At 64.2% G+C, this 21,000-nt stretch carries 19 protein-coding genes; 7 read left to right on the top strand and 12 right to left on the bottom strand.

Annotated features, from left to right (window positions below; translation table 11 throughout):
- Nucleotides 1–96 precede the first annotated feature (96 nt).
- Both groL and AABA86_RS31775 read left to right on the top strand, forming a co-directional pair.
- Entirely contained in the window at nucleotides 97–1,728 is a 1,632-nt protein-coding gene (gene groL / locus AABA86_RS31780) for a chaperonin GroEL (RefSeq protein ID WP_212253259.1), read from the top strand.
- Nucleotides 1,729–1,926: 198 nt separating this feature from the next.
- A complete protein-coding gene (locus tag AABA86_RS31775) occupies nucleotides 1,927–3,138 on the top strand; it encodes a hypothetical protein (RefSeq protein ID WP_338309590.1) in 1,212 nt (403 codons plus the stop codon).
- A gap of 186 nt (nucleotides 3,139–3,324) precedes the next feature.
- On the opposite strand, the gene AABA86_RS31770 is transcribed toward AABA86_RS31775, so the two are convergent.
- On the bottom strand, nucleotides 3,325–3,723 hold the full coding sequence (locus tag AABA86_RS31770) for an META domain-containing protein (RefSeq protein WP_212253255.1): 399 nt from the start codon (nucleotides 3,721–3,723) through the stop codon (nucleotides 3,325–3,327).
- 159 nt (nucleotides 3,724–3,882) lie between these two features.
- Complete coding sequence (locus tag AABA86_RS31765) at nucleotides 3,883–5,547, bottom strand: L-lactate permease (protein ID WP_338309589.1); 1,665 nt, start codon at nucleotides 5,545–5,547, stop codon at nucleotides 3,883–3,885.
- Between the two features lie 315 nt (nucleotides 5,548–5,862).
- On the opposite strand from AABA86_RS31765, the gene AABA86_RS31760 reads away from it, so the two are divergent.
- The gene (locus tag AABA86_RS31760; protein ID WP_212253251.1) at nucleotides 5,863–7,623 is read left to right on the top strand and encodes an ABC transporter ATP-binding protein/permease; all 1,761 of its coding nucleotides are present in this window, start codon (nucleotides 5,863–5,865) and stop codon (nucleotides 7,621–7,623) included.
- Nucleotides 7,624–7,729: 106 nt separating this feature from the next.
- Here AABA86_RS31760 and AABA86_RS31755 read toward each other — a convergent pair whose 3' ends face one another.
- The 5 genes from AABA86_RS31755 to AABA86_RS31735 form a co-directional block, all read right to left on the bottom strand.
- Nucleotides 7,730–8,746, bottom strand: coding sequence for a TorF family putative porin (locus AABA86_RS31755; RefSeq protein WP_212253249.1), 1,017 nt, complete (start codon nucleotides 8,744–8,746; stop codon nucleotides 7,730–7,732).
- Between the two features lie 389 nt (nucleotides 8,747–9,135).
- Nucleotides 9,136–9,534 (bottom strand): histone, encoded by a 399-nt coding sequence (locus AABA86_RS31750; protein ID WP_212253247.1) that lies wholly within the window; start codon nucleotides 9,532–9,534, stop codon nucleotides 9,136–9,138.
- 84 nt (nucleotides 9,535–9,618) lie between these two features.
- Nucleotides 9,619–10,941 (bottom strand): glycolate oxidase subunit GlcF, encoded by a 1,323-nt coding sequence (gene glcF, locus AABA86_RS31745; protein WP_338309588.1) that lies wholly within the window; start codon nucleotides 10,939–10,941, stop codon nucleotides 9,619–9,621.
- Nucleotides 10,938–12,176 (bottom strand): FAD-binding protein, encoded by a 1,239-nt coding sequence (locus AABA86_RS31740; RefSeq protein ID WP_338309587.1) that lies wholly within the window; start codon nucleotides 12,174–12,176, stop codon nucleotides 10,938–10,940. Before AABA86_RS31740 ends, glcF begins: the two co-directional genes overlap by 4 nt.
- Before the next feature lie 72 nt (nucleotides 12,177–12,248).
- Nucleotides 12,249–13,742 carry an FAD-linked oxidase C-terminal domain-containing protein gene (locus AABA86_RS31735; RefSeq protein WP_338309586.1) on the bottom strand — a complete coding sequence of 498 codons (1,494 nt, stop codon included), beginning with the start codon at nucleotides 13,740–13,742 and terminating at the stop codon, nucleotides 12,249–12,251.
- Between the two features lie 280 nt (nucleotides 13,743–14,022).
- Here AABA86_RS31735 and cycA point away from each other — a divergent pair, with 280 nt between their 5' ends.
- On the top strand, nucleotides 14,023–14,418 hold the full coding sequence (gene cycA, locus AABA86_RS31730) for a cytochrome c-550 CycA (RefSeq protein ID WP_212253239.1): 396 nt from the start codon (nucleotides 14,023–14,025) through the stop codon (nucleotides 14,416–14,418).
- Nucleotides 14,419–15,396: 978 nt separating this feature from the next.
- On the opposite strand, the gene AABA86_RS31725 is transcribed toward cycA, so the two are convergent.
- Complete coding sequence (locus AABA86_RS31725; protein ID WP_338309585.1) at nucleotides 15,397–16,353, bottom strand: alpha/beta fold hydrolase; 957 nt, start codon at nucleotides 16,351–16,353, stop codon at nucleotides 15,397–15,399.
- A gap of 368 nt (nucleotides 16,354–16,721) precedes the next feature.
- On the opposite strand from AABA86_RS31725, the gene AABA86_RS31720 reads away from it, so the two are divergent.
- Nucleotides 16,722–16,904 carry a hypothetical protein gene (locus AABA86_RS31720; RefSeq protein WP_212253229.1) on the top strand — a complete coding sequence of 61 codons (183 nt, stop codon included), beginning with the start codon at nucleotides 16,722–16,724 and terminating at the stop codon, nucleotides 16,902–16,904.
- Nucleotides 16,905–16,995: 91 nt separating this feature from the next.
- On the opposite strand, the gene AABA86_RS31715 is transcribed toward AABA86_RS31720, so the two are convergent.
- From AABA86_RS31715 to ykgO, 3 genes are all read right to left on the bottom strand, one after another.
- The gene (locus AABA86_RS31715) at nucleotides 16,996–17,256 is read right to left on the bottom strand and encodes a hypothetical protein (RefSeq protein WP_338309584.1); all 261 of its coding nucleotides are present in this window, start codon (nucleotides 17,254–17,256) and stop codon (nucleotides 16,996–16,998) included.
- 169 nt (nucleotides 17,257–17,425) lie between these two features.
- Nucleotides 17,426–18,058, bottom strand: coding sequence for a tetratricopeptide repeat protein (locus AABA86_RS31710; protein WP_338309583.1), 633 nt, complete (start codon nucleotides 18,056–18,058; stop codon nucleotides 17,426–17,428).
- A 121-nt stretch (nucleotides 18,059–18,179) separates the two neighbouring features.
- On the bottom strand, nucleotides 18,180–18,305 hold the full coding sequence (gene ykgO, locus AABA86_RS31705) for a type B 50S ribosomal protein L36 (protein WP_006611362.1): 126 nt from the start codon (nucleotides 18,303–18,305) through the stop codon (nucleotides 18,180–18,182).
- 309 nt (nucleotides 18,306–18,614) lie between these two features.
- Here ykgO and AABA86_RS31700 point away from each other — a divergent pair, with 309 nt between their 5' ends.
- The gene (locus AABA86_RS31700) at nucleotides 18,615–19,499 is read left to right on the top strand and encodes a 4-hydroxyphenyl-beta-ketoacyl-CoA hydrolase (protein WP_018321552.1); all 885 of its coding nucleotides are present in this window, start codon (nucleotides 18,615–18,617) and stop codon (nucleotides 19,497–19,499) included.
- Nucleotides 19,500–19,571: 72 nt separating this feature from the next.
- Here AABA86_RS31700 and AABA86_RS31695 read toward each other — a convergent pair whose 3' ends face one another.
- Complete coding sequence (locus AABA86_RS31695; RefSeq protein ID WP_338309582.1) at nucleotides 19,572–20,306, bottom strand: SDR family NAD(P)-dependent oxidoreductase; 735 nt, start codon at nucleotides 20,304–20,306, stop codon at nucleotides 19,572–19,574.
- A gap of 148 nt (nucleotides 20,307–20,454) precedes the next feature.
- Here AABA86_RS31695 and AABA86_RS31690 point away from each other — a divergent pair, with 148 nt between their 5' ends.
- A complete protein-coding gene (locus tag AABA86_RS31690; RefSeq protein ID WP_212253325.1) occupies nucleotides 20,455–20,826 on the top strand; it encodes a winged helix-turn-helix transcriptional regulator in 372 nt (123 codons plus the stop codon).
- The last annotated feature ends 174 nt before the right edge of the window (nucleotides 20,827–21,000 follow it).

The following is a 21,000-nucleotide window of genomic DNA, read 5'->3' as shown; positions in this document are numbered from 1 at the left end:
GGGCATCCATCATTCCGACGGGTTCGATCTTCGGATCCCGGAATTGATGCGACGGGCGAGCGGCAGACACATCACCAAACACGAGGGATTGCAGAAATGGCTGCCAAAGACGTCAAGTTTTCCGGAGACGCGCGCGATCGCATGCTGCGCGGCGTCGATATTCTCGCCAACGCCGTCAAGGTGACGCTCGGCCCGAAGGGCCGCAACGTCGTCATCGAGAAGAGCTTCGGCGCGCCCCGCATCACCAAGGACGGCGTCACCGTCGCCAAGGAGATCGAGCTCGAGGACAAGTTCGAGAACATGGGCGCCCAGATGGTACGTGAGGTCGCCTCCAAGACCAACGACCTCGCCGGCGACGGCACCACCACCGCGACCGTGCTGGCCCAGGCCATCGTGCGCGAAGGCGCCAAGGCGGTTGCCGCCGGCATGAACCCGATGGACCTCAAGCGCGGCATCGACATCGCGGTCGCTTCCGTCATCAAGGACATCGAAAAGCGGGCCAAGCCGGTTGCCGCCTCCTCCGAGGTCGCCCAGGTCGGCACCATCTCGGCCAACGGCGATGCCGCCATCGGCAAGATGATCGCCCAGGCGATGCAGAAGGTCGGCAACGAAGGCGTCATCACCGTCGAGGAGAACAAGTCGCTCGACACCGAAGTCGACATCGTCGAGGGCATGAAGTTCGACCGCGGCTATCTCAGCCCCTACTTCGTCACCAACCCCGAGAAGATGACCGCCGAGCTCGAGGATGCCTACATCCTCCTGCACGAGAAGAAGCTTTCGGGCCTCCAGGCCATGCTGCCGGTGCTGGAAGCCGTGGTGCAGTCGGGCAAGCCGCTCGTCATCATCGCCGAGGACGTCGAGGGCGAGGCGCTGGCCACCCTGGTCGTCAACCGCCTCCGCGGCGGCCTCAAGGTCGCCGCCGTCAAGGCGCCGGGCTTCGGCGATCGCCGCAAGGCCATGCTCGAAGATCTCGCGATCCTCACCGGCGGCCAGCTCATCTCCGAGGACCTCGGCATGAAGCTCGAGAACGTCACGGTGAAGATGCTCGGCCGCGCCGGCAAGGTCGTGATCGACAAGGAGAACACCACGATCGTCAAGGGCGCCGGCAAGAAGCCGGAGATCGAGGCCCGCGTCGGCCAGATCAAGGCCCAGATCGAGGAAACCACCTCGGACTACGACCGTGAGAAGCTCCAGGAGCGCCTCGCCAAGCTCGCCGGCGGCGTCGCGGTGATCCGCGTCGGCGGTGCCACCGAGATCGAGGTCAAGGAGAAGAAGGACCGCGTCGAGGACGCCCTCAACGCCACCCGCGCCGCGGTGCAGGAAGGCATCGTCCCCGGCGGCGGCGTCACGCTGCTGCGCGCCAAGAAGGCGGTCGGCCGTCTCACCAACGCCAATGCCGACGTCCAGGCCGGCATCAACATCGTGCTGAAGGCGCTCGAGGCTCCGATCCGCCAGATCTCGGAAAACGCCGGCGTGGAAGGCTCGATCGTGGTCGGCAAGATCCTGGAGAACAAGTCCGAGACCTTCGGCTTCGACGCCCAGACCGAGGACTATGTCGACATGATCGAGAAGGGCATTATCGATCCCGCCAAGGTGGTGCGCACCGCGCTCCAGGACGCCTCCTCCGTGGCCGGCCTGCTGGTCACCACCGAGGCCATGGTCGCCGAGACGCCGAAGAAGGAAGCCCCGCCCGCGATGCCCGGCGGCGGCGGCATGGGCGGCTTCTAAGCCTCCGTTCCGTTACAATGTTGCGAAGGCCGCCTCCGGGCGGCCTTCTTTTTTGCCGACCCTGCCCCTCCGCTTTCCGATTCAACCGACGGCCAAAACCCACTACGGTGACGCGCCGATTCGAATTGTTTGGGCATGATCCTCTCGGAAAACCGCTTCACACTTCCGGATCATGCCCGTTGCGCGAGGATTTCATCGATGCGTGCGCTTCTGGTTTGCTCGACAGCCCTTTTGGCAACTCTGCTTGCAGCTTCTCCGCATCCCGCATCCGCCCAGATGAAGCTGTCGCCGAAGGCCACGACACCCGGTGGTCCGGAGACACGCTATTTCACCTCGATCGACGGGCTGATGGACGGCAATGCCGACGTGATCCTGAAGGAGACACGCCAGGGCAAGACGGTGACGGCAGCGGTGCTCGACGTCTGCTATCCCGTCGCAAAGAATTCCGACCGCAAGGACCGCTTCGTCGTCAACCTCCAGGTCGCGGGCCAGACCCTGACCGGCACCACGCAGAGCATCAGCGAGAAGGCGCCCGTCAGCGTCAAGCTGCTGCGCAAGCAGGCCGGGGACACCTTCGAATTCCGCGGCCAGATCAGCATCGGCCAAGTCGTGACCGAAGTGACCTCGCCCGACAATTCCGATCTCAGCGAGAAGGAATTTCAGGACAACCAGACCTCCGACGACGGCATCACGCCGCAGCCGAAGGATTTCACCGACGTCTCGCCGGAGGCGATCGCGGTCAAGGTCAAGCTCGACGCTGCAACCGACTTCCTGAAGAGCCTGAAGGGCCAGGCGGTCGAGGTGACGCTGGCGAGCCTCACGGTCGGCTGCGATGCGCTACGCGCCGGCGAGCAGACCATCAACATGTCGGTCGATCCAGAGCGCGCCGGCGCGCTGCTGGCGAAATTCAAGGCGACGCCGGGCGTCACCGCCGCGGGCTGGACCGCGGGCATGACCGAGATGGACCGCACCATCCGCTTCGCCGCGGCCGACTGGCGCGAGGGTGACAAGATCAGCAAGGACAAGCTCGCGGCCGCCGTCTCGAACGTTTTGAGCCGGACGCTCGCGGCAAAGCCGGTCTCGCAAAGCTTCAACCCCGCCACCGGCAAGCTCAAGCTGGTCTTCAAGCGACCGAACCCGGATTTCCCCGCGCTCGATCTCACCGACACGATCGAGGTCGCAGGGCTCGTCTCGCCCGACAAGCCGGGCACGACCGACAAGCTCATGCTGTGGATCGGCAGTCCCGCGACGACGACCGCCGACGAGGGCAGCGGCGCCAAGCTCAATCTCTCCGACGACACCTCGGTCGACGAGGAAGGCGAGCAGCCCGACGACAACGGTTCGGTCGAGGCGCTCGCCAAAGAGCTCAAGGGCCAGCGCTGGGATGCCGACAAGTCGGTGTGGAAGTAGACGCGCTGAACTATCGTGCCGCGGACGACACAAGCGCGTTTACGCGCGTCTTCGACGCGCTATGGCGCGAAGCGCTACGAGCCGGGGCCCAGAGGCCACACACGAATTTGCCGATAGAAAATCTGGGTCCCGGCTCTGCGGCGCATCGCTTGCGCGACGCGCCTTGTCCGGGACACGAGAGCGGGGCTAATTCCCCGTCGTCCTGAAACGCAGCGGCTTGGGGCCGATCAGCGTCAGCACATCGCCCTGACGCTTCCAGGTCTCGACACTGCTCAGAGCTGCGACGAGATCGTCGTCGGCCTGCGCCCTTGCCGGCGGGCAGGAGCGGTCCTGGATCTGACCGGGGACGAAGATCACGGTGTTGCCGGCGACCGAGAACTGGCCCTTGCCGCCCTTGCACCAGAGCTCGAGCACGACCTCGCCATGGTCGCCGATCTCGATGTTCGGAATTCGCTTCGAGCCTGCTTGCGGCAGCGCTTCCAGCGTCATCTCGGTGCCGAACGGGAAACCGTCCTCGGCACGCGCGACAATGGACATCGCGAGCATTGCAACCGCAGCACACATCAATCGCTTGAGCGAAACCATGAGACCTCTCGTCCGACCTGATTTGCCGCACCTTCTATAAGACGGCGGCGCCATTGAGAAGGTTCGCGCCACCTGGAGCACGATGAGATTTGATTGGACGCAAAAATCCCCGCGGGGCGGAACCTCGCGGGGATTTGCGTTCGAGCCGGAGTTGGCCTGCTACTTCAGGACCATTGCCGTGAACGGCCAGACATAGGCCTGCAACGTCACGAGCACGCCGACGAGACAGGCCAGCACGATCGAGTGCCAGAACACGAAGCGCAGGATCGTGCCCTCATGGCCGTACCAGTTGGTGGCAGTGGAGGCGACCACGATCGACTGCGCGTCGATCATCTTGCCCATCACGCCGCCGGACGAGTTCGCCGCGGCCATCAGCACCGGCGACAGCCCGAGCTGCTCGGAGGTGATCTTCTGCAGATTGCCGAACAGCACGTTGGACGCCGTGTCCGATCCCGTCAGCGCCACGCCGAGCCAGCCGAGCAGCGTGCCGAAGAAGGGATAGAGCACGCCGGTTGCGGCGAAGGCGAGACCGAGCGTCGCGTCGACGCCGGACAGCCGCGTCAGGGTGCCGATCGCCAGCATCGCCGAGATCGTGATCAGCGAGATCGCGCAGAGCCGGATGGTGCGGCCGTACTCGGTCAAGAGCTTGCCGGGGCCGACGCCCATCAGGACACCGGAGATGATCGCCGCGATCAGCATGCCCGTGCCGGTGAAGGACAGGTAGGTGAAGCCGAACACCGCGCTCTCTTTCGTCGGCCCTGGCGCGACCGGCGGCATCTTGTTGATCATCTGGTGCAGCTCGGGCACGGGATAGTTCCAGACGAAGATCGAATTCGCCCACGCCTTGAACGCCCCGTTGCCCCAGATCAGCATCACGATGCAGACGATGATCCACGGCAGCAGCGCGCCGAACAGTTCGCTCTGCGTCAGCGGCGTCTTGTCGAGCGGTTTTGCCGCCGCCATGGTGGCTGCCGATTCATCGCGGCCGCGCAGCGCCGGCGACAGCCAGAGCTGCCTGGGCTGCCAGACCTTCAGGAACAGGATCAGCGCGCCCATCGAGATCAGCGACGCGCCGATGTCGACGATCCAGGGGTTGATAAAGTTCGAGATCACGAATTGCGGAACCGCGAACGATACGCCGGTGACCAGGATCGCCGGCCAGACATCCTTCATGCCCTTCCAGCCCGCGAATGCCCACACCACCCAGAACGGCACGATCAGCGAGAAGAACGGCAATTGCCGCCCGACCATCGCGCCGAGGATGTAGGGATCGAGCCCAGTGACCGAGGCAAGGCCCTGGATCGGCGTGCCCAGCGCGCCATAGGCGACCGGCGCGGTGTTGGCGATCAGCGACAGGCCGGACGCCGCGAGTGGCGAGAAGCCGAGGCCGATCAGCACGGCACCGGTGATGGCGACCGGCGTGCCGAAACCCGAGGCCCCCTCGAAGAACGCGCCGAAGGAGAACGCGATCAGCAGCAATTGCAGCCGCCGGTCCTCGGTGACCCCGCCGATGGCGCGCTTGAGCAATTCGAAGCGCCCCGTGCTCACCGTCACCTGGTAGAGGAAGATGACGTTGAGGACGATCCAGCCGATCGGGAAGAAGCCGGTGACGATGCCCAGCACCGAGGCGCGGATCGACATGTTCGCCGGCATGGTGAAGACGAAGATCGTGATCAGATTGGCCACGATCACGGCGATGACCGCCGCGATATGCGCCTGGACGCGGCCGCTCGCGATCAGCACCAGCAGCGTGACGACGGGCACCGCGGCCGCAATCGTCGACAGCACCGGGCTGTGCAGCGGATCATAGACTTGATTCCACATGGTCTTCCTCCCCCACGCATGTTTGCGGCAGACGGCCCGCGTGGAGAGCCGATCCTGCTTGACGCTGGAAGCGATAACCCCCGAGCTGGACGCGAATTCCTCGCGAATGCGGCGGTTCCCGTCCCGCTCACAAGCTCGCGAAATCCCAGAGCACCCCACCCCGCGCCGTCGAACCCCATGCTAGGGTTGCAAGCTGCGACAAGCCAACGCAAATTGCAGCACTTGCGACTTTAGTCTAAGCGCGCCCATTTCAGCCATTGCCTCAAGCCTCTGGCTCCGGGCCGTTGTGCACATCCCCCTAGGAGATTCTGCTCTGTGAAGAACCTCAGCGCCACGCTCGCGATCGTCTGGCGAATCGCCGTCCCCTATTTCCGGTCGGAGGACAAGTGGGCCGGCCGCGGCCTGCTCGCCGTCGTCGTCGCGATGGAGCTGGTGCTGGTCGCGATCAACGTGCTCCTCAATCAGTGGCAGAACCGGTTCTACAGCGCGCTGCAGGCCTACGATCTGCCCGAATTCGTCAAGGAGGTCTGGATCTTCCTTGGGCTTGCCTTCACCTTCGTCGCTTTGGCGGTCTACAAGCTCTATTTGAACCAGTGGCTCCAGATCCGCTGGCGGCAATGGCTGACGCGACACTATCTCGGCGAATGGCTCGAGGGCGCCACCCATTACCGCATGCAGCTCAAGGGCGATGCCGCCGACAATCCGGACCAGCGCATCACCGAGGACGTCAAGAATTTCGTCGAGCAAACGCTGACCATCGGCCTTGGCCTTTTGTCGTCGATCGTGACGCTGGCCTCGTTCGTCGTCATCCTCTGGGGTCTGTCCTACAAGGCCCCCTTGTACATTTACGGCACCGATATCCTCGTGCCCGGTTTTCTGGTCTGGTGCGCACTGGCCTACGCTATTCTGGGTACCGCGCTGACCCACTGGATCGGCGCCCCGCTCATCAATCTCAATTTCGAGCAACAGCGCTTTGAGGCCGACTTCCGCTTCAACCTGATCCGCGTGCGCGAAAATTCCGAGCAGATCGCCCTGCTGAAAGGTGAGCCCGCGGAGCGAGGGCATCTGCTGCGGCGCTTCGGCTTCGTCATCGGCAATTGGTACGAGATCATGAGCCGGACCAAGCGCCTGACCGCCTTCACGGCAAGCTACGGTCAGGCTGCGACGATCTTTCCCTATGTCGTGGTGGCGCCGGCCTACTTCGCCAAGCGCATCCAGCTCGGCGACATGATGCAGACCGGCTCGGCGTTCGGCAGCGTGCAGGATGCGCTGTCCTTCTTCGTCACCGCCTACCGCTCGCTCGCAGAGTGGCGCGCGGTGATCGCCCGCCTCGATGGCTTCGAGATGTCGGTCAGCTCCGCCGCCCACGGCGCGGCGCTCGAACCGACCATCGACATCGCGCCATCGAACGGCAAGGCCATCGCGCTCGAGCAATTGCTCGTCAAGCTGCCGAACGGCGCGCCTCTGGTCGCAGCCGATGCCTTCACGATCCAGCCCTCGGAGCGGGTGCTGGTGACCGGCCCGTCGGGCTCCGGCAAGTCGACACTGTTCCGGGCGATTGCCGGCGTCTGGCCGTTCGGCAGCGGCACCGTCGCCATTCCCGAGACGTCGAAGCTGATGATGCTGCCGCAACGACCGTACTTCCCCATCGGTGCGCTTGGCGACGCCGTCATCTACCCGGCCGGGCACGGCTCCGTCCCGCCCGAGAAGATCCGCGACGCGCTGATCGCAGTCGGCCTGCCGCGGCTGGCGGAGCGGCTCGACGAGCACGGCCACTGGAACCGGACATTGTCGCTCGGCGAACAGCAACGCCTTGGGCTTGCTCGTGCGCTGCTGCACGTGCCGGACTATCTATTCCTCGACGAAGCGACGGCGTCGCTGGACGAGCCGTCCGAGGACCGGCTCTATCGGCTGCTGACGGAGAAGCTGCCGCAGGCCACCATCGTCTCGATCGGCCACCGCTCGACGCTGGACGCCTTCCACACCCGGAAGGTGGCCTTGGTGGAGCACGGCGAGATCCACGTCCTCGGCAAAGCCGGCGAGCCGGCCCGGCCGGAGCCGACCGCGGCACGCTGAGAGGCCGGCGGGCGTCTCGGACGACCAAGGCCAGGCACCCCGCACCCCAAAAAGCAGAAGGGCGGCAGATTGCTCTGCCGCCCCAACAAGTCGTTCCGGGAAGAAATTACTTCAGGTTGGTCATCGCCGTCAGGTCGAACGAGAGCTTGGCGATGCCAGCCGCGCCGCACCAGTTGGAGCCGACGCCGGTCGGATTGATGTTGCTGAAGCTGCCGTTGGCGGTCGCCGTATAGTCGCTGGTGAACGCGTTGCAGTTCGCCTTCGACAGGTCGGTGTCGGAGTAACGCAGGTCGAGCGTGAAGACCTTGTAGGTGAAGCCGATGCCGATATTCCAGGTGTTGTAGTCGGCGTACTTGATGCCGTTCGGGAACGGACCGGCGAAGCCCGGCGCGGCGAAGCCCGTGCCGTAGAACGAGTCGGACGTGCCCAGGAACTGGCGGCCGAACTCACCCGAGACGTACATGCCGACGCCACTGGAGCCGAAAATGGTGCTCGGAGCAGTGTACTTGGCGGTGATCGACACGTAGTCGCCCCACGCACCGGAGTTCAGGAAGCTCGGCGTGTAGTACTCGTTCAGGCCGACGCTCCAATTGTCGTTGATGGTGTAGTTCACCTTGCCGTAGACTTCGAAGAAGCTGACGTCCTTCTTCATCACGTTGCCGTTGAGCAGGGCGTTCGCGGCGCACTGCGCGCTGAGCGGGTTGCCGGCGGTGTCGATCGGCGCACCGTAATAGCAGGTCCCACCCGGATACAGGTAACCCCAGACGCCGATGTCGAAGGCGAATGCACCGAAGGTCGGGCGGATACCGCCGTAGATATCGATCTCGGCTGCGGCGCGGTTCGGGAAGGAGATGCTCTCACCGGCCACACCAACATAGAGCTGGAGGTCCTTGGTGACGTTGTAGCGCGGCTCGAAATAGGCCGAGACCGACGGCTTGTGGTTCGACTGGGTGATACCGCGGAAGATGTAGTCGCTCATCACCGCACCGCCGAAGGCGATATCCCAGGGATCGAAGGCGGGCGGCGGCGGGGCCTTCAATGCCTTCACGCGCAAGTCTGCCGCGAAAGCCGAACCCGTCGTCACCATTGCCAGCGCCGTTGCCAACAAAGCCAATTTTTTCATTTCGATCCCCATCGCCAGTTCTTACCCAGTCGGATCCCGGAAGCCCCCGGGGCAAACGACTTGTCTGCAAAATTGCGTTACTGCGACAATCTGGATTGAGGGATGTGGGCCGTGAAGCAAAAATCACGGGCATCTGCCGACTTTTTGGGCGTTTTGACGATTCCACGAAAGGTTGTCGGCCTGTGTGTCTTCTCGATCACATTATTCGCATTCCAAAACGCACGGCAGGACCGTGCAAGTACGGGGAAGGCGGCCAGCGTGGCATCCGGGCTACGAATCAAACAGGCGCCGTAAACGGAGAGCTTCCGGAGCTACTTGCGGCGATGCAAAAAGGCCGCAGCGTCACCGCAGCGGCCTTCCCGTTGGCGATCGCGGTCGCTGGATGGGACCTAGCCTTGCCCCTCGGCCGGCGCCGCTTCCGCAGAAGACGAAGGCATCGCCCAGCTCGTCTCGGCGGCCGGCTCGGGAGCCGGAGCTGCCGCCGGCGCTGACGGCTTGGGCGCAGGAGCTGCCTTCGCCTTCCTCGGTGCCGCTTTCTTCGCGGCCTTCTTCGGTGCAGCCGGGCTGGCGGCCTTCTTGGCTGTTTTCTTCACAGCCTTCTTGGCGGCCTTCTTCGGCGCGGCCTTCTTCGAAGCTTTCTTTGCAGCCTTCTTGGTAGATTTCTTCGTGGATTTTTTGGCAGACTTCTTCGCGGACTTCTTGGCTGCCTTCTTCGCGGATTTCTTCGCCGCTACTGCCTTCTTCGCCTTTTTGGCCTTCTTGCTTTTTTTCTTCTTCGCTTTCGCCATCGTGGTCCTCCTGTTGCCGACGAACAATGGTCGATCGAGCGCCGTTCTACCGTCGCCTCCGGACGAAAGTTCAGGCTTGAAAGCTCAAACTTGCGCGTTCAATGCCGGCCGCGACCCGCCCGTAGCCCAATCGAGAAGCTCAATCGTGTGTACGACCGGAACTGACGTGCCACTGGCAATCTGCACCATGCAGCCGATATTGCCCGCGGCAATCATGTCCGGCTTGACGCTTGCGATGTTGGCGATCTTGCGATCGCGCAACCGGCCCGCAAGCTCGGGCTGGAGAATGTTGTAGGTCCCCGCCGAACCGCAACACAAATGGCTCTCCGGCACATCTTTCACCACGAATCCATTCTTGGAAAGCAATTCTTTCGGAAGGCCCGTGATTTTCTGCCCATGCTGCAACGAACACGCCGAGTGATAGGCGACGACGATGTTGTCCTGTCGCGCAGTCGGCTCGAGTGCGAGGCCGGCGATGTATTCGGTGATGTCCTTGGCGAGCGCGGACACCTTCGCCGCATCGGCGGCGAACGCAGCATCCTCGCGCAGCAGATAGCCGTAGTCCTTGATCACTGTGCCGCAGCCGGACGCCGTCACCAGGATGGCGTCGAGCCCCTCGCCGGCCGCTTCCTTCCGCCAGGCCGCGACGTTGGCCCGCGCCCGCGCCAATGCATCCTGATCGTTGCCGAGGTGATGGGTCAGCGCGCCGCAGCACTGCTCGTCCCGGACCAGGACAACCTCGATGCCGTGGCGGGTGAGAAGACTGATGGCCGCCTGGTTGATGCGCGGCGCCAGCACCTGCTGGGCGCAGCCCTGCAGCAGCGCGACCCGGCCGCGCTTCTTGCCGAGCGCCGCGAACACGCTGCCGGCGGCGGGACCCGGCGGCGGCAGCCGGTGCGGAGCCAGCGCCAGCATCGCCTTGATGCGCTGGATCAGGCCGGGCGTCGCCGAAGGCCGCGGCGTCGGCAGGAAAACGGCAAGCGGACGGGCCAGCCGCGCCAGCACCATGCTGATGCGAAAGCGCTGCGGGTCCGGCAGGACGAAGGCCAGCACCTGGCGCAGCAGCCGCTCGGCCAGGGGCCGCTCATAACGCTGCTCGATCCTGACCCGGGCCTGGTCGACGAGATGCATGTAGTTCACCCCCGAGGGGCAGGTCGTCATGCAGGCCAGGCACGACAGGCAGCGGTCGACATGCTTGACCACTTCCGCCGTCGGCGTCTGGTCCTTCTCCAGCATCTCCTTGATCAGATAGATGCGGCCGCGCGGGCTATCGAGCTCGTCGCCGAGCAGCACATAGGTCGGACAGGTTGCGGTGCAGAAGCCGCAATGGACGCAGGCGCGCAGGATCTTGTCGGCCTCCGCAATGTCGGGGTCGGCGAGCTGGGCGAGTGAGAATTCGGTCTTCATGCCACAGCGCCTCGGCTCAAGCGGCCCCGGTTGAGAACGGCCTTTGGATCGAAACTGGCGCGCACCCGCTCGCTCAAGGCGGCAATGCCTGGCGCTTGCGGATGAAACACGTCGACATCGCGCCTGACGTCTTCGGCCGCCCGGATCAGCGTTGCGTGGCCGCCGACGGCATTGGCACGCATCCGCACCGCCGGAGCATGCGCGTCGCCCTTCGGCGGCAGTGCCGCCCAGATCAGCCCGCCGCCCCAATCGTACATCACATCGCCCCCCGTCTCCCGCGCCAATTGCGTGCCGAGCGCAGCACCCGAGGCCGGCGCGCAGACGATCCGCCAGACCGGCCAGGCGCCGAGCGCGCCGCCGGCGGCGAACGGCAGCACGTCGCGGATCGTCGCCCATAGCGCAGCAGACGCTGCGTCCTCGATCAGCGTCGCGGTTCCGAACGGCGCCAGCAATTCGCGCAACGACCCGGCGCGATGGGCGGCTGAGGCCGTGATGCCCTCGAGCCGCAGCACGGTCAGCGCCTCCCCCTCCCCCGCGAGATCGCCAAGCCCCTCGGTCTTGGCCCGGAACGCCGATTTCGGCAGATGCGCGGCACCGGAGACGTCGAAGGGCGAGCCGAGCGCCGCGGTCATCGCCTTGTTGGCGGCGGCATCATCTAACCCGTGCAGCAGCAGCGTCCGCTCGGCCTCGGGCTTCGGCATCACCTTCAGCGTGACCTCGGTCATGACGGACAGCGTGCCCCAGGATCCCGCCAGCAGCTTGCAGAGGTCATAGCCGGTGACGTTCTTCACCACCTTGCCGCCGGTCTTGAAGCTGTCGCCGAAGCCCGAGACGGCGTGTGCCCCGAGCAGGTGGTCGCGCGCCCCGCCCGCCCTGATGCGCCGCGGGCCGGCGAGCCCGGCCGCGATCATGCCGCCGATGGTCCCGAGCGCGGGCGTGCCGAGCAGCGGCGCGGTATTCATCGGCTCGAAGGCGAATTGCTGGTTCTTGGCGTCGATCAGCGAGAGCACGTCGGCCAGCGGCGCACCGGCCTGGAGCGTGATGATCAGCTCGTTCGGCTCGTAGGAGGTGACGGCGTTGAGCGCGGAGAGGTCGAGCACGGCGTTGGTCGCCATGGCATGGCCGATGCCGCGCTTACTGCCATGACCGATGATCTCGAGCGGCTGCTCATTGGCAATCGCCGCGCGCACCACCTCTTCGACGTCTTTGGCGTCTCTGACCTTAAGCGTATTCACGACTGAGCCGGTATCCAAGTTTAGAACGGAAAGCAAATCTGGCGCGTTGCAGCGAAGGCGCAGCTATCGACGCTAGAACCGCGGAATGTCCGGGAACGCCAGCTTGCCCGCGTGGACATGCATGCGGCCGAGCTCGGCGCAGCGGTGCAGGGTCGGAAACACTTTTCCGGGATTGAGCAGGCCCTGCGAGTCGAAGGCGCATTTCAGCCGCTGCTGCTGGTTGAGGTCGATCTCGCTGAACATCTCCGGCATCAGGTCGCGCTTTTCGATGCCGACGCCGTGCTCGCCGGTGAGCACGCCGCCGAACTCGACGCAGGCACGCAGGATGTCGGCGCCGAAGGCTTCGGCCCGCTCGATCTCGCCGGGCTTGTTGGCATCGTACAGGATCAGCGGGTGCAGATTGCCGTCGCCGGCGTGGAACACGTTGGCGCAGCCGAGCTGGTATTTTTCGCCGAGCTCGCGGATGCGCGCCAACGCCTTCGGCAGCGCGCCGCGGGGAATCGTGCCGTCCATGCAGAGATAGTCGGGCGAGATGCGCCCCACCGCCGGGAACGCGGCCTTGCGGCCGGCCCAGAACAAATTGCGCTCGGCCTCGGAATTGGAGATCTGCAGCGTCACCGAGCCGCAGCCTCGTGCGATGGTCTCGACGCGCGCGATCAGCTCGTCGACCTCGATCTTGGGACCGTCGAGCTCGATGATGAGCAGCGCCTCGACGTCGAGCGGGTAGCCGGCATGGACAAAGGCCTCCGCGGCATGGATCGCGGGCTTGTCCATCATCTCCATGCCGCCGGGAATGATGCCGGCGCCGATGATGCGCGCCACGCATTCGCCGGCGGCCTCGACCTCGGCGAAGCCGACCATCAGCGCGCGCGCCGTCTCGGGCTTCTGCAGGATGCGGACCGTGACCTCGGTGATGACGCCGAGCAGGCCTTCGGAGCCGGTGATGACGCCCATCAAATCGTAGCCCGGGTTCTCGCACCCCTTGCCGCCGATGCGCAGGATCTCGCCGCTCATCAGCACGATCTCGCAGCCGAGCACGTTGTTGGTGGTCATGCCGTATTTGAGACAGTGCACGCCGCCGGAATTTTCCGCGACATTGCCGCCGATCGAGCAGGCGATCTGGGAGGACGGATCGGGCGCGTAATAGAAGCCGGCATGGGCGACCGCCTGGCTGATGGCGAGGTTGGTGACGCCGGGCTCGGTGACGACGACGCGGTTGTCGAAATCGATCTCGCGGATGCGCTTGAACTTGCCGAGGCCCAGCAGCACGCCGTCCTCGAGCGGCAGCGCCCCGCCTGATAGCGATGTGCCGGAACCGCGCGGCACCACCTTGATGCCTTGACCTGCACAATATTTCAGGATCAGCGAGACCTGCTCGGTCGTATCGGGTAACACCACGACCATCGGCGGCTGCCGATAGGCCGTCAGCCCGTCGGATTCATAGGCCCGCATCTCCGCAGGCGTATCGATCACACCCTCGCCGGGCACGATCGCACGCAATGCAGCAACGATCTCAGCGCGGCGCGCCAGCACCGCCTGGTCGCTCGCAGGCATCATGATGGCCATATCGGATCCTTCATGGCATATCCTTCCGGCTCGCGCCGCACGATCAATTTGTCTCGGCAAATCAATCACGTCCGCGGGTGTTTGGGTAGGCCATCCGAAAGTCGGATCGCCCATCTTCCGCCAGTTCGCTCTGGGACAAGTCGGAAATCATGAAACCTGTCATGGTTTGGTGGCTTGTCCAAGCCGCGCAGGCCTGCCAAAACCGGCAGGTCGGGCGATTGCCGATCCGGCAATGGACTGACCAGCCCAGACCCACCAGGGAAGAGACGAAGAGCACCCGATGACAAAACTGATTTTTGGCGCACTGACGATCCTCACCGCGATTGCCACCGCACCCGCCGCGATGGCGCAGGATGCCGCGGCCGGCAAGACGTCGTTCAACAAATGCCTGGCCTGCCACGCGATCGGCGAAGGCGCCAAGAACAAGGTCGGCCCCGAGCTCAACGGCCTCAACGGCCGCAAGTCGGGCACGGTTGAGGGCTATAGCTACTCGGACGCGAACAAGAATTCCGGCATCACCTGGGACGAGGCCGTGTTCAAGGAATACATCAAGGACCCCAAGGCCAAGATCCCCGGCACCAAGATGGCGTTCGCCGGCATCAAGAACGAGACCGAGATCAACAATCTCTGGACCTATGTCTCCCAGTTCGACAAGGACGGGAAGATCAAGCAGTAAGCACGTAGCAGACAGCCGCTGCAGCTTCGGTTCTGATCAATCGGGACCGAAGCTGCAGCTTTTTGTTTTGACGCGCCTTCTTCGTATAAGGCGGCACCTGCGTTCTCCAACCTCCACTGTCATTCCCCTCGAAGGCGGGGAATCCAGTACGCCGCGGCCTCTCGATTCAATCACAAGCGCCTCTGGAATACTGGATCGCCCGGTCCTGGTGCGCAATTGCGCACTGGCCGGGCGATGACAGCGAGTGTGTGGCTGCGGACATGCCTTCGCAGCCTCGCGGCTGAATACGCCCGAGCTTTGCTTCATCTTTCGCCCTCTAAAGCCAAGAGGGCGCAGGGAAGGCCGGGTGCCGGCTCGCACCCGCGGTCCGCTGCGCGAAATGCACACGCAGAAAGAACCGCACAGCAGCATACAGGTGGTGCCGATCACTCGGCCTTCCCTGCGCGATGGTCGGACGGCTTATGCCGTGCTCTCCCGGGAGCCGAGTTCCCTCTGGCCTCCCTCGCCGTTCGAATTGACGATGCCGTCCGCCCGGTTGGGCTCGCGCGCACCTTCGAAAGGCTTGACCGTAGCAACGACGGCCAGGACCACACGGTTTTGCCGTACGCGTTCAGCGTCGCTCGTCCGCACGCGGTTTCGGGCTCACAGGGACTACCCGCCCTGCCCGCTACCTTTTTCGTGCCGACGCTGCCGCGTCCACCGCAAGCCCGGCTCGCGAAACGTGACGACGCGCGATCGCCCCTCAAGGTCAAGCCGGAATGGGCAACACATACGTCGAAACCGAATTTCGGTAAAGTGGAATATTTTTGCGCGCATGGATTGACAGAGGGCGACACAGGCGCGGTCCCGTAGCCCGGATGGAGCGAAGCACAATCCGGGACGGTGCAAAATGCCGGGCGAGCGGCCCCGGATTGCGCTTCCGCCTTCGCTCTGCGAGCTGCGGCGGCAGCTCCATCCGGGCTACGGGGAGCGTCAGCTCTAATCGGCGGCCGCCTGCGCCGGGGCGATTTTCCCGATCATCGCTTCGATTTCCGTCTTCACGAGCTCCGGCACGGCGTTCTGCACCATGTGGCCGAGATCGGGCAGCACGATCAGCTTCGCATGCGGCACCATGGCTGCGAACGGGCGGGCGTGGATGTTGGTCTTCACCGTCTTGTCGGGCTCGCCGGCGATGATCGTGACCGGCGCCGAGATCTCGCCATAGCGCGCGGCTTGCGCCGTCACCGCCTGCTTCAGCGTCACCAGATCATAGGCATTGGCGATGAACTCGCGCGGGCGCAGCAGCAGCGGCGTCGCGGAGTCCTGCACGAATCCATCCGGCATCGTCTGCGGCAGGAACACGTTGCGCGCGCCGGGCTCGGCCAGAAAGTAGCCGAGCGGCAGGGTGATCGTGTAGGCGAGCAGCGGACCGATCACCGGCGTTGCGATGAACTCATTGTAACGGCCGACCCCGCCGCGCCAGGGATGGGTGACGGGAGCGAGCATGACCAGGCCGGCGACGCGGCCGGGATGATCGAGCGCGATCCGCGCGCCGAGCGCACCGCTCCAGGAATGAACGACGAACACCGCGCGATCGATCCCGAGCTTGCCGAGCGCCTCGTCGATCATCCGCGCCTGGATCTGCGGCGTGGAATCCTGGCGCCGCGCCCGCGTGCTCCAGCCATGGCCGGGACGGTCGACCAGGATGACGCGATGATCCTTGGCGAGGAGGTCGCCGAGCGGGCGCCGCATTGCTTCGAGATTGGAGCTCGCGCCGTGCAGCATCACGATCGGCAGGCCTGCGTCGCGCGGACCGATATCGACGATGTGAAGCGTCGCGCCGTCGACCTCGACCATCCCGCCCTGCGGCGGAAAGGCGCGCTGCACGGCGACGATTCCAGCCTGCGTGACCAGCGCCAGCAGAACCAGCGCCGTCACGACTGACATCACGATCATGGAGAGAATCCGGGTGATCCTGGGCACAGGGCAGTTACGGGTGTCATGGGCGGCAGTTTCGGGCGGCAGTTTCGGGCGGCAGTTTCGCTCCGCCGGCTTCCGCGAATCCGCCGAAACTGCCGGGGCTGTGGATATGTGCATAATTGGAGAACGTGAAAACTCAATGGAATCAACAACATTCCAGGAGGGCGCGCAAGCCTCGGAACAGCTTCATGCAGCCGTCATCGGGGCTTCCTTATAATCGCCATGGTCGGTTCCGCCATTTAGGCGCGGGTGGGCGCCGATCCTCCTCGCAGGCCCCAGGGCAACCTCAGGGGATGCGGGAAAGACCGGCAGGATTTGTCCTGATTTGAACCGGAGGATTTTCGATGAGCTTCAGATCGAACGACAGTGCGATCGACGAGATCGTGGCGAGCTGCAACGGCGATCTGCGCGGTGCCGTACGGGCGCTGCTGCTGATCAACGAGCACCTGGAATCGGAGCTTGCAAAGGCTTACGCGGCAGCCGCCGACCGCGGCCTGGTCGAGCGCGGCGGCAGCGCCCTGCACTAAAGTGCGGTGGACCGCACTTTAGGCTCTCTATCGAGCATGATCTTGTCGGAAAACCGCTGCACACTTTTCCGGATTATGCTTGGCACGATTGCTAGTTCGCGCCGTCCTCGTCCTTTTCCTCGTCCGGCGTGAGCGCGGGACAGAGGCGGATCGTCGAACGGGCAAGCTTGGCATCGGCCCTCGACTTGTAGGGACCGTCGCCGAACCAGATATCGCCGATGATGACCGGATTGCTGGTCACGATGTTGCATTTTCCGGTGGCGCGGTTGCCGACCACCCAGAACAGTCCGTCGGCGAAGCTCGCCGTCCCCGACGCGAGCAGCAAGCACCCTGCAAGAATCAAACGCTTCATGGCTTTTGCTCCTGCCATGCAGGTAGGCCCCTGGCGGCGCCGGCAATAGTCCTCACGATGCCGCGCTTCCGATCGTGGTTAATCCACGTAAGGCGCCATCGCTCGGAAGATGATCAAACTATCCGCTATTGCGCGAGCACGATCCTCCCGAACTTTTCCGGATCGTGCTCTAGATATCGCGGCCTTCGACCTTCTCGGTCAGCGATTTGACCTGGTCGGGAATCTTTTCGAGGTGCGGATTGACGGCGAGCGCCTTGCGATAGGCCTCGAGCGCACGCTTCTCGTCGCCGACCTCCTGCATGATCATGCCGAGGCCCGCGAGCGCGCCGAAATGGCGCGGCTCCCGGATCAGCACCTGCTGGATATCCGCGAGCGAGCGGCCATAGTCGTTCTGCATGTAGTAGAGCGTGGCACGCCGGTTCCAGGCCTCGATATAGTCGGGCCTGAGCTTGATGACCGAATCCAGCAGCTTGATCGCGACCTCGATCTTCTTGGCGTCGACCGCGGTCTTGGCGCGGGCCATCAACAGCGCCGCGGTGTCGCTCGGGGTCTGGAGCCAGATCGCCCAGATCCGCGCCTCGACATGCTTGGCGCTGGCCTCGTCGGGCGCCGCCTTCAGCGCGCCGAACAGGAATTCGAGATTCTTGTTGCGATCGACCTTGGGCAGCTTGGCGGGCGCCTCGGGGAGCTTCTTCTGCTTGCCGGGTGGATCAACCTGCTGTGCCAGGGCCGGAGCAACGCCGGCGGTTCCCAGCACAAAGGCCAGACACAGGGTGCGCGCTAACGGGAATCTCGCTGCCATGATGAAAGTCTAAACGCGTAAAGCCGCCCTTGCAAAGCAAAGGCGGCGTCAAACTCGTGTGAGACCGTCGTCTTTCGGGGGCGCGCTCAGGAGCCCTCGACAGGGATCAGCCTTTGACTGATCAGCCCTGACGAGCCTTGAAGCGGCGCTGCACCTTGTTGATCACATAGACCCGGCCCTTGCGGCGGACCAGGCGGTTGGCGCGATGGCGACCGCGCAGCGATTTCAGCGAGTTACGGACCTTCATGGCGGAATCCTGAACGTTCGAAAGGCCGTGTTCGGCACTACCGTTTCGGCACGCGCGAATGTGGCAAAATGAGATTTTTCCCGCCGGCGGACGACCACCCGGGACGGGGCGGTTCTTAAGGCATGGCAGGAGGGGATGTCAATGTTAACTGCCCGGTTCCGAACCGGCAAATTCGCGAAAACAACCCCATGCACAGTCAAAGCGGCCGGATCGGCCCGATTTATCGCAAGGGAGTCAGACCTTTCGACGACGCCTTGCCAAATTCGTTATATCATATAATCAATTCGGCAACCCGTCGGGAGGAAACCCATGCCGAAGCTGAAGCTGCCCAATATCGACGATGTCGTCGCCATCGACATCCACACCCATGCCGAGGAGCCCTGCGGCTGCCACCCCGACGACGGTTATGACGATTTCCAGGCGCAGATGGCGGAATACTTCAAGTCGCCGAACAAGCATCCGCCGACCGTGCCGGAGACCGCGGCCTACTACCGCTCCAAGAACATCGCCGCGGTGATCTTCCCGGTCGACGCCGAGCGCGAGACCGGCTTCCGCCGCTACAACAATTACGAGATGATCGAGGCCGCCTCCGACCATCTCGATGTTCTCATCCCCTTCGTCTCGATCGACCCGCACAAGGGCAAGCTCGGCGCACGCGAGGCGCGCAAGCTGATCGAGGAATACGGGGTGCGCGGCTTCAAATTCCACCCGACCATGCAGGGCTTCTACGCCAACGACCGCATGGCCTATCCGCTCTACGAAGAGATCAACAACGGCGGCGCGGTCGCGCTGTTCCACACCGGCCAGACCGGCGTCGGCTCGGGCATGCCCGGCGGCATGGGGATGCGGCTGAAATATTCCAACCCGATGTACATGGACGACGTCGCGGCCGATTTCCCCGACCTCAAGATCATCCTCGCCCACCCCTCCTTCCCCTGGCAGGAAGAAGCGCTGTCGGTCGCGACCCACAAGCCGAACGTCTATATCGACCTCTCGGGCTGGTCGCCGAAGTACTTTCCGCCGATCCTGGTGCGCTACATCAACTCGATTCTGCAGGACAAGATGCTGTTCGGCTCGGACTGGCCGGTGATCACCCCGGACCGCTGGCTGTCCGACTTCGCCAAGATCGAGATCCGCGATGAGATCCGGCCGAAGGTGCTGAAGGCGAACGCGAGGAAGCTGCTGGGGATCTAGCAGCAGCATCTTCGTCGGCATGGAGGGCTTCGATCATGATGACCGAAGCCCTCACGCCCGATGCTCAGAGCGTCAGATCTGAGCGAGGCCGCCGTCGACGAACACCTCGCTTCCGGTCATGAAGCTGCTGTCCGACGACGCCAGGAACGCGGCGACCGCGCCTGTCTCCGACGGGGCTGCCACGCGACCGAGCGGCGTCGTGCTTCCAAGCGCGTCGAAGGCTTCCTCGCCGACGATCTCCAGCGCCAGCTCCGTCTTGGTCGGCCCCGGCGACAGCACATTGACGCGGATGCCGGTGCCGCGCAGATCCTGCGCCCAGCTGCGCGCCAGATTGCGAACCGCGGCCTTGGTCGCGCTGTAGATGCTGAACTGCGGCGTTCCCATCACGCCCGTGCTCGAACCGGTCAGGATGATCGACGCGCCCTTCGTCATCAGCGGCAGCGCCTTCTGCACGGTGAAGACCAATCCCTTCACGTTGACGTCGAAGATATGATCGTAATGCTCGACCGTGATCTCGCCGAGCGGCGCGAACAACCCGGTCCCGGCGTTGGCGAACAGGATGTCGAGCCCGCCTCGTTCTTTCTTCACCGTCTCGTAGAGACGGTCGAGGTCGGACAGATCGGTCACCGAGCCCCTGACGGCGCGCGCCGAGGATCCGAGCTTCGCCACCGCAGTGTCGAGCTGCTCCTGCCGCCGGCCGAAGATGTAGACGAACGCGCCTTCGTCGATGAAGCGTTTCGCCGCACCAAATCCGATGCCGGTGCCGCCGCCGGTCACCACTGCCGTCTTGCCTTGTAGTCTGCTCATGATGTGCTCCTTCACTGAGGTTGCACTGAGCTGGCGGCATACCTACCTATCGACAAGTATGCACCTTTTGGTAAGTACCTAAAAAATGTCAGACACGACTTTCCCGCCTGCACAGGCTCCCACACCGGTCCAGAGCTGCACGCCGACTTTGCCCGGCTTCACCTGCGGCCTCGATGCAACCTTGCGGGTGGTCGCCGGCAAGTGGAAGCCACTGATCCTGTACTTCGTCGCCCAGGACGGCCCGACCCGCTACGGCGAGCTCCGGCGCGCCATCCGCGACGTCAGCGACAAGGTGCTGATCCAGCAGTTGAAGGAGCTGGAGGCCGATGGGCTCGTGAAGCGGACCGACTACAAGGAGGTGCCTCCGCGGGTGGACTACAGCCTCACCCCGTTGGGCCACAGCCTCGCCCAGGCTCTCGTGCCGCTCTGCGCGTGGGGCACCGAGCACATGGCTGAGGTCAGCCAGGTCTTCGCCGAGCGCGCGACCTGGACGCGGCGGGGACGTCAGCCGACTGGCTAGCTTGAATGGCTGCATCGAACGCCATGCAAACTCTACCTCTGCGTCTGCTTCCTGTTAAAACGGTTGTTTAGACAGTTGGCTGGCGAACAATATTTGCGGTGTTTTGCAAAAGCCGAACCGTCCATGGCGCAACTGCCGGTGGGACATTGTCCGTTGTCAGAGCTCATCTTGGCC

Source organism: Bradyrhizobium sp. TM233, from assembly GCF_036247965.1.
GTDB classification, from domain to species: Bacteria; Pseudomonadota; Alphaproteobacteria; order Rhizobiales; family Xanthobacteraceae; genus Bradyrhizobium; species Bradyrhizobium ottawaense.
Note: the sequence above shows the minus strand (reverse complement) of the source record. Positions and strands in the feature narration are given on the sequence as shown.